This window comes from Micromonospora sp. NPDC048843 (genome assembly GCF_040649965.1).
Taxonomy (GTDB): domain Bacteria; phylum Actinomycetota; class Actinomycetes; order Mycobacteriales; family Micromonosporaceae; genus Micromonospora; species Micromonospora hortensis.
In genome coordinates this window covers 1-9,934 of the sequence record NZ_JBEZGJ010000220.1, presented here as the reverse complement: position 1 = coordinate 9,934, position 9,934 = coordinate 1, and the positions used below count along the sequence as shown (strand labels likewise).

General features: G+C 66.3%; 2 protein-coding genes. Both read right to left on the bottom strand.

Annotated elements, in window-relative coordinates:
• Nucleotides 1-5,987: type I polyketide synthase (locus AB0C20_RS32295; RefSeq protein ID WP_357569411.1), on the bottom strand; the 5,987-nt coding region annotated here is incomplete at its 3' end.
• The gene (locus AB0C20_RS32290; RefSeq protein WP_357569409.1) at nt 5,984-9,871 is read right to left on the bottom strand and encodes an SDR family NAD(P)-dependent oxidoreductase; all 3,888 of its coding nucleotides are present in this window, start codon (nt 9,869-9,871) and stop codon (nt 5,984-5,986) included. The genes AB0C20_RS32295 and AB0C20_RS32290, both read right to left, overlap by 4 nt.
• Nucleotides 9,872-9,934 lie beyond the last annotated feature (63 nt).

Here is a 9,934-nt window from a genome sequence, read left to right as displayed (position 1 = left end):
TCACCCGCCCGCAACGCCTGCGCCGCCAAATGCAACGCCACCAACGACGACGAACACGCCGTATCCACCGTCACCGCCGGGCCCTCCAACCCAAACGTGTACGACAACCGCCCCGAAATCACACTCGCCGCACTACCCGTAACCGCGAAACCCTCCACGCTCTCCCCAGGCGCCGTATGCCGCCCATACTCCGACCCCATCGCCCCGATAAACACCCCCGTCGCGCTCCCCCGCAACGACAACGGATCCACACCCGCCCGCTCGAACACCTCCCACGACGTCTCCAACAACAACCGCTGCTGCGGATCCATCGCCAAAGCCTCACGCGGAGAAACCCCAAACAAACCCGCGTCGAACCCACCCGCATCATCAACAAACCCACCATGACGCGTATACGACTTCCCCGACGCATCAGGATCAGGGTCATACAACCCCTCCAGATCCCAACCCCGATCCCCCGGAAACTCCGAAATCCCATCCCCACCCGTCACCACCAACCGCCACAAATCCTCAGCCGACCGCACACCACCCGGAAAACGACACCCCACACCCACAATCGCAATCAGGTCGTCGTTTGCGGATGCGGTGCGGGGCGGTTCGGCGACTGGTTTGGGGTGCGTGCCGAGGACTTGGGTGCGTAGGTGGGTGGCGAGGGCGGTCGGTGTGGGGTAGTCGAATACGAGGGTCGCCGGTAGCCGCAACCCGGTGGCCGTGCCGAGCCGGTTACGAAACTCGACCGCGGTCAGCGAGTCGAAGCCGAGGTCCTTGAACGCCTGGGTGACGTCGACGCCGTCCGCGCTGCTGTGACCGAGTACGGTCGCCACCTGACTGCGGACCAGTTCAAGCAGGGTCCGCTGCTGATCCTGCTCGGGTAGTCCTGTCAGCCGCCGTACCAGAGCCGAGGCGTCCGCTGCCGACGCAGCCTGCGGCCGCGACGGCGCCCGCGCGAGTCCCCGCAACATCGCCGGAATAGTGCCGGCCTCCGCCTGTGCTTGCAGCCGGCCGGTGTCCCACCGGGCCGCGACCAGCAAGGGCTCACCGGTGCCCACCGCAGCGTCAAACAGGGCTAGGGCCTGCTCGGTGGACATCGCCGTCACACCGGACCGGGACACCCGCGCGAGATCGCTTTGCTGCAGGTGGGCGGTCATCCCGCTGGCCTGCTCCCACAAGCCCCAGGCGATCGACGTGCCGGGAAGCCCTTGTGCTTGACGTTGCATGGCCACGGCATCTAAGAACGCGTTCGCCGCCGCGTAGTTGCCCTGCCCTGGGCCACCCAAGATTCCAGCAGCCGAGGAGAACAGTACGAACAGTCGTAGATCAATGTTCCGCGTCAACTCGTGCAGGTTGACCGCCGCGTCAACCTTCGGGCGTAACACCGTTTCCAACTGCTGACGCGTCATCGACTCGACCACACCATCGGCCAGGACACCGGCCGCGTGCACCACAGCGGTCAGCGGATGTTGCGTGGGTATCGTCGATAGCAGTTGTGCGAGAGCGTTATGGTCGGCCACATCGCACGCGATCACCGACACCTCCGCACCCAACTCGCTCAGCTCGGCAACTAAGGCGGGTGATCCGTTTGCCTGCATACCGCGGCGACTCGTCAAGATCAAGCGCCGCACCCCGTACTTGGTGACCAAGTGCCGCGCTACCAATCCACCCAGTTGGCCGGTCCCACCCGTGACCAACACGGTTCCGGTGGGATGGAGCACGAGGGTTTCGGTGTCGGGTACGTCACGTATTGGGGCGAGTCGGGGGGTGCGTATCTGGCCTTGTCGAATGGCGACCTGTGGTTGGTTGGAGGCCAGCACCGCCGGGAGGGCGCGCACGGAGGAGTCGAGGCCATCGACGTCAAGGTCAACCAGCACGATCCGGTTGGGGTGCTCCGTTTGTGCCGAGCGGATGAGGCCCCACGCGCTGGCGCCGACAAGGTCGCTGATTGGCTCGTTCGCGCTGGTGGAGACGGCTTCGTGGGTCAGTACGGTCAGGCGTGATGAGGCCCACCGGTCCTCCGCCAGCCAGGCCTGGATCGTCGCTAGCGTTTGTGCCACACCGTGGTGGACGGCCTGAGTCACCGAAGCGGTGTTGTGGGTGAGACCGGGATGATCGGTCGCGGCGAGCAGCAAAAGGTCCGGTAAGGGCGCCCCATTGTCGACCGCCGTGTTCGTCGCGGCGAGGTCCGCATAGCTGTCTACCGCCATGTCGGCTGCGATCAACGCGGATGCGACCCGCATTGGGTCTTCTCCGAGCACCGCCCACCGTCCGGTAGTGGCGGTGCTGGTGCCCGGCACGGTGGTCCATTCAAGAGCGAGTAAAGGGCCATTCGCGCTTCCGCGCTTGCGCTCGAGCTGCTGCGCTGAGGCCGGTCGCATCGCTAGTGAGTCGGCCTTGAGGACTAGCCGGCCAGCCCCGTCGACGATGGTGACGGCGACCGTGTCGGTGCCGGTGGGTGATAGCTGTACCCGCACCGATGTTGCGCGCGAGGCCAGCAGCGACACGCCCGTCCAGGCGAAGGGCAGCCAGAGCTGATCGCTACCGAAGATGCCGGGTAGTCCCAGCGGGTGTGTCGCGGCGTCCAGGAGGGCCGGGTGAATCCCGAACTGGCCCGCATGGTCCCGCTCCGGTTCTGGTAGGACGACCTCGGCGAAGATCTCATCCCCACGTCGCCACGCGGCGCGTAGCCCCTGGAATGTCGGCCCGTATCCGTAGCCCGCCTGGGCTACGGCCTCGTAGTGTCCGCTTAAGTCAACGATGCTGGCATCGACAGGCGGCCATGCCTCTATGCCCGACGCGTCGGGCAGTGTGCCGGCGTTTGTATTGGTGGTGGTGAGTGTTCCGGTGGCGTGTTGTGTCCAGTCTTCCGTGTCATCAGGGTGGGAATGAATGCTGACCGGCCGGCGACCAGCCTGATCCGCCTCACCGACCCGTACCTGGATCGCCACAGCACCGCGATCGGGTAACAGCAGCGGCACCTCCAAAGCCAGCTCGTCGATCCGGTCGCAACCGACCTCGTCACCCGCCCTGATCGCAAGTTCCACAAACGCCGTGCCAGGCAAAAGAACAACACCAGCAACCGCATGATCGGCCAACCACGGATGCGTCTGCACAGACAACCGGCCGGTCAACAACACACCCTGCCCACCCGGCAGACTCACCGCCGCACCCAACAACGGATGATCCACCACCCTCTGACCGAACCCGGTCGGATCACCACCAACCGAAGCCGGCATCAACCAGAACCGCTCCCTCTGGAACGCATAGGTGGGCAACTCCACCCGACCGGCACCCGACCCGGCGAACAACGCGGCCCAATCAACCCGAGCCCCATTGACGAACGCTTCTGCCAACGACTGGGTGAATCGGGCGATTCCGCCGTCGTCGCGGCGCAGCGATCCCAGCACCACCGCTGGTAATTCAAGGTCGTCGATCGTCTCTTGCACACCCACGGTTAAGACCGGGTGTGGGCTAGCCTCGACAAACAGCCGGTGTCCCTGCTGCAGTAGCGCCCGGGTGGCCGCCTCGAAACCGACCGGCTCTCGCAAGTTCCGAAACCAATATTCCGCGTCTAGTTCGGCGGTGTCCTTCCACCCGCCAGTCACCGTGGAGAAGAACGGAATCGCGGCCGAACGAGGAGTGATTTCCCGCAGTGCCTCCAGCAGTTCGTCGCGGAGCACGTCCACATGCACAGAGTGTGAAGCGTAGTCCACCGCGATTTTGCGCGCCCGAGTTCCCTCGGCCTCGCAGTCGGCCAGGAACTCATCCAACGCGTCGACATCACCGGAAACCACACATGAGATGGGGCCATTCACCGCGGCAAGGGTCAACCGGTTGGCCCAAGGCTCCAACTTGGCCGTTAGGGTCGCCGGGGCAAGGGAGACTGACGCCATGCCACCCCGGTCCGACAATGCCTTCAGGGCTTGACTGCGTAGCGCTACGATCTTTGCCGCGTCGGTTAGGGACAACCCGCCGGCCGCGCATACCGCAGCGATTTCTCCTTGCGAGTGGCCCACCACCGCCGCCGGAACCAGCCCGTGCGACTTCCACAACTCGGCCAACGACACCATTACGGCGAACAGGGCCGGCTGCACCACATCGACCCGATCCAGCGACGCCGTCTCGGAACGGCCGTGCAGTACGTCGAGCAGGTCCCAGTCCACGTGAGGGGCGAGCGCATCCGCGCATGCGTGCAATCGTTCACGGAAAACCGGAGAGTCGTCCAGGAGGTCGACGGCCATGCCAGCCCATTGGGAGCCCTGACCCGGGAAGACAAATACCGGCTTCGGTTGCGCCGCGGCTCGGCCCTGGACGCCCTTCAGGCCGGGTTCGTCGGCTGCCACTGCCCTCAGAGCATCGAGGAGTTCCTGGCGGTCCTCGGCTAACAGGACGGCGCGATGCTCGAGGTGCGCCCGCGTTGTTACTAGAGACCAGCCCACGTCTGCTGTTGTGAGTTGCGGAAATGTGCTCACGTGTTCGTGCAGGCGGGCCGCTTGCTCGCGCAGCGCGGGAATGGACCGGGCTGACAGCACCCACGGCCGCACGTGGGTGACGGCATCGGCGGCGGCGTGCTGCGCTGCGAGTGCCGGTGGCCGTCTTGGCTCGGTGTCCGACACTGCTTCGAGAATGATGTGAGCGTTGGTGCCGGAGATTCCGAACGAGGACACCGCAGCCCTTCGCGGTCGGCCGGTTTCCGGCCATGACCGCGCTTCGGTCAATAGCTCGACCCCACCGGCGGTCCAGTCCACGTGCGGGGACGGCTCGTCGACGTGCAAGGTTTTGGGCAGCAGGCCCCGGCGGAGCGCTTCCACCATTTTGATCACACCGGCAACTCCGGCCGCCGCCTGTGTGTGGCCGATGTTCGACTTCACCGACCCGAGCCAGAGGGGCCGATCCGCCGGCCGGTCCCTGCCGTAGGTGGCCAGCAACGCTTGAGCTTCGATTGGATCGCCCAACGTGGTGCCGGTGCCGTGCGCCTCAACAGCGTCGACATCACCGGGAGACAGCCGGGCGTTGGTCAGCGCCTGCCGGATCACCCGTTGTTGGGACGGGCCGTTTGGGGCGGTCAGTCCGCTACTGGCGCCGTCCTGGTTTACTGCGGAGCCGCGTACCACCGCCAACACCGGATGACCATGGCGTCTCGCGTCCGCCAGCCGCTCGACCAGCAGCAGGCCTACACCCTCACCCCAGCCTGTGCCATCCGCAGCCGCCGCGAAGGGCTTGCATCGCCCGTCCGGTGATAGCCCCCGCTGCCGGCTGAACTCGACGAATGTCCTCGGTGTCGACATCACCGTCACCCCGCCTGCGAGGGCCAGATCGCACTCGCCGCCGCGTAACGCCTGGGCCGCCAGGTGTAGAGCCACCAGCGACGACGAACACGCGGTGTCGATCGTGACCGCTGGGCCTTCCAACCCGAACGTGTACGCCAACCGGCCGGAGATCACGCTGGCAGCGCTACCGGTGACCGCATAGCCTTCGGTTCCCTGCGCGCCCTTGGTGTTCTTGCCGTAACCCGTCTCGATGGCGCCGACGAACACGCCGGTTGGGGTGCCGCGCAACGTGTGTGGGTCAATACCGGCGCGTTCGAAGGTCTCCCACGAGGTCTCCAGCAGCAGCCGCTGCTGTGGATCCATGGCGATGGCCTCGCGCGGGGAAATGCCGAACAGTCCCGCGTCGAACCCCGCGACGTCGGCGACGAATCCGCCGTAGCGGGTGTAGGACTTCCCGGGGCTGTCCGGGTCCGGGTCGTATAGGCGCTCTGCGTCCCAGCCCCGGTCGCCGGGGAACTCGGTGATCGCGTCCGTACCGTCGGCGACCAGCTGCCACAGGTCGGATGCGGAACGGGCGCCGCCGGGGAACCGGCAGGCGACCGCCACGATGGCGACAGGTTCGGTGAGGGCTGCGGTGAGCTGCTGGTTCTGTCGCCGCAACCGTTCTGTCTCCTTCAGCGACGTGCGCAGCGCTGAGACCACCTCGTTCGTGTCTACCGTCATCGCGAGCTCCACTCCTCGGCTCGGGCGCTGCCGTTGTCGGTGTCGGTGTCGGTGTCGTTTGCCAATCGGATGAGGTCGGAGATGTCCATGCCGTCGATTTCGACGTCGCCGCTCTTCGGTGATTGGGGTGGGGTCGTTCCGTCGTGTCCGGCGAGTTGTAGGAGGGTGTCGAGGATGCCGGCCTGACGAATGACGGACAGGGGAATGGTGGCCATGGCGTGGCGGATCTCGGCTTCTGCGGGGTCTGCGCCGGTATCAGGTGCTCCGTTGGGCTGGCCGGTGAGGTGGGTCCCGAGGTAGCTGGCGAGCGCGGCAGGTGTGGGATGGTCGAAGATGAGGGTGGCTGGAAGGTGTGCCTGGGTAGCTGTGGCTATCCGGTTGCGTAGTTCGATCGCGGTGAGTGAGTCGAAGCCGAGGTCGATGAATCCTCGATCGGCGACGACGTCGTCTGTTGTCGGGTGGCCCAGGACCGTGGCGGCGTGGTCACGGACGAGGTCCAGCAGGATCCGGTGTTGTTCCGGCTCGGATGCCGTGGTCAGGCGCCGCACCAGGCTGTCGGTGTCTGTGTCCGTGGCAGCCGTGGCACGGGCCGGGGCGCCGGCCAGCCCTCGGAGGATGGTCGACAGGGTCCCGGCTGTCGCCTGGGCACGTAGGCGGGCCACGTCCAGCCGCGCCGCTACGACGGTCGACTCACCGGAGACGATCGCGGCGTCGAAGAGGTCTAACGCCTGCTCTGTGGTCAGGGCGCTCATCCCGGTCCGGCTCATCCTGGCTAGGTCGCTGTGCTGGAGGTGGCCAGCCATGCCGCCGTCCTGGGCCCACAGGCCCCAGGCGATGGAGGTAGCGGGACGGCCAGAGGTGTGACGGTGGGCGGCTAGAGCATCCAGGTAGGTATTTGCCGCTGCGTAGTTGCTCTGCCCTGGGCTGCCTATGACCCCAGAGGCGGAGGAGAACATCACGAACGCCGCGAGGTCGGAATCCTGGGTGAGCTGATGCAGGCTTATCACGGCGTCGACCTTCGGCCGTAGCACCGTCGCGAGCTGCTCGTCGGTCAACGATTCGATCACCCCGTCGGAGATAACTCCGGCGGTGTGGATCACAGCCGTGAGGGGATGCTGGGCCGGGATGTGCGTTAGTAGGCGCGCCAAGGCGTGGCGGTCTGCGGCGTCGCAGGCGGCGACGGTGACCTCGGCGCCCAGTCCCGCAAGCTCGGCCTGCAACTGCGCTGCACCGTCCGCGTCGATGCCGCGGCGGCTTGCCAATATCAGATGCTGTGCCCCGTGCGCTGCGACCAGGTGTCGCGCGACTAGCCCGCCCAGTTGCCCAGTGCCGCCGGTGATCAGAACCGTCCCAGACGGGTTGATGGGCGGGGGTACACGCAGCACGATCTTTCCGACGTGGCGAGCCTGGCTGATGAACCGGAAGGCCTGCTTGGCGTCGCGGATCCCCCAGGTGGTCACGGGCAGCGGCTGAAGGTTTCCCTCGTCGAGCATGGTGACGATGTGGGTCAGCATGTGCTGTATGCGGTCAGGCCCAGCTTGCATCAGGTCGAAGGTCTGGTATGCCACGCCAGGGTGTTGGTCGGTGAACAGCCGTGCATCACGAACATCCGCTTTGCCCATTTCGATGAACTGGCCGCCCCGCGGCAGCAGGCGTGCCGAGGAGTCGATGAACTCACCGGTGAGCGAGTTGAGGACCACGTCGACGCCCCGCCCACCGGATGCGGCTATAAACCGCTGCTCGAATTCCTGGGTTCGGGAGGAGGCGATGCGCAAGTCGTCCAGGCCCAACGACCGCAACGTGTCCCACTTCGCCGGGCTGGCGGTGGCAAACACGTCCGCGCCGGCATGCTGGGCCAGTTGCACGGCGGCCATGCCGACGCCGCCGGCGGCGGCGTGCACCAGCACGGACTCACCTTCCTGCAACCGGGCAAGGACGAAGAGCCCGTAGTAGGCGGTCAGGAATGCCACCGGTACGGCCGCGGCGTGCTCGAACGACCAGCCGATCGGGATCCGCACCAGCATTCGGTGATCCGTGACGGCGATTGGCCCGAATGCGTGCGGAACCAAGCCCATGACCCGGTCGCCAATGTGGAGCCCGTCGACGCCGTCTCCCACGTCGGTAACCACCCCGGCCGCTTCACTGCCGAGGACCGCCTCGCCGGGGTACAGCCCCAAGGCCATCAACGCGTCGCGGAAGTTGAGCCCTGCGGCGTGCACCGCGATCCGGACCTGCCCCGGCTGAAGCGGTCGAGTGACCTCCGGACAGGCGATGAGAGACAAGCCATCGATCGTGCCTGCCTCCTGCGTGTCGAGGCGCCACGGAGCACGGGTCGGCGGTGTCAGCGCATCACGACTGGTCTGGGCGATGCGTGGTGCCAGCAGGCGGCCACGGCGCGCCGCCAGTTGTGGTTCGCCAGCGCCGACTGCGGCAGGCAGCAGAGCCGCGCCGTCGGGATGATCTATGTCGAGCAAGAGCATTCGGTTCGGGTGCTCGGCCTGCGCGGAGCGGATCAGGCCCCAAAGGGGGGCGTGTGCAAGGTCGATGATGTCCTCGTCCGCGCTGGTCGACACCGCGCCGTTGGTCAGCACGACGAGGCGGGTTGACGCCCAACGGGAGTCAGCGAGCCAGGTCTGTACCAGATGCAGCACCCGGGACACAGCCGCATAAACGGCGGCGGGGTCTTGTCCGACCATTTCCTGGTCGAGGGCCGGCTCTCCGAGGCAGGACAGGACAATGGCATCCGGTGGCGGCGCGCCCTTGCCAATGGCGTCGCTAGCCGCCGCTAGGTCGGGCATGGTCTCGGTCGAGGTGCCGGTGGCACTCAAGACAGCCGCGACCGGCGTCGACTCCGTGCCCAACACAAACCACCGACTCGGTGCGGAATCCTTGATAGCCAGCACCGGGTTCCACTCCAGACGCAGCAGCGCGAGTTGCTCTCGGCTGCGCATCCGCTCGAGATGTTCGGTGGACACCGGGCGCACCACCAGCGACTCCGCCTCCATCACCGGTCGGCCTGCGCCGTCGGCGATGGTTACCGCGACCGCGTCGGCCCCAGATGGGGTCAGGCGCAGCCGCACGGTCGTCGCTCCTGCGGCTAGCAGTGATATCCCTGTCCACGCAAATGGCAGCCGGGGCTGGTCGGCGCCGAACAGCTCGGGCAGGCCCAGTGGATGGGTTGCGGCATCCAATAGGGCAGGGTGGATCCCGTACCGTCCATGCTCGGAGGCCTCGTCCGGTAGGGCAACCTCAGCGAAAACCTCATCGCCGCGACGCCACGCGGCGCGCAGGCCCTGGAACATCGGGCCGTACCCGTAGCCTGCCTGGGCCATGTTTGGGTAGTGATTAACCACGTCGATGGGGGTGGCGTTGGTGGGTGGCCAGGTTGCTAGGTCCGGCCAGTTCGAGGGCTCGCTGCTACCCGCATTGGTGGTGGTGAGTGTTCCGGTGGCGTGTTGTGTCCAGTCTTCCGTGTCATCAGGGTGGGAATGAATGCTGACCGGCCGGCGACCAGCCTGATCCGCCTCACCGACCCGTACCTGGATCGCCACAGCACCGCGATCGGGTAACAGCAGCGGCACCTCCAAAGCCAGCTCGTCGATCCGGTCGCAACCGACCTCGTCACCCGCCCTGATCGCAAGTTCCACAAACGCCGTGCCAGGCAAAAGAACAACACCAGCAACCGCATGATCGGCCAACCACGGATGCGTCTGCACAGACAACCGGCCGGTCAACAACACACCCTGCCCACCCGGCAGACTCACCGCCGCACCCAACAACGGATGATCCACCACCCTCTGACCGAACCCGGTCGGATCACCACCAACCGAAGCCGGCATCAACCAGAACCGCTCCCTCTGGAACGCATAGGTGGGCAACTCCACCCGACCGGCACCCGACCCGGCGAACAACGCGGCCCAATCAACCCGAGCCCCGTTGACGAACAA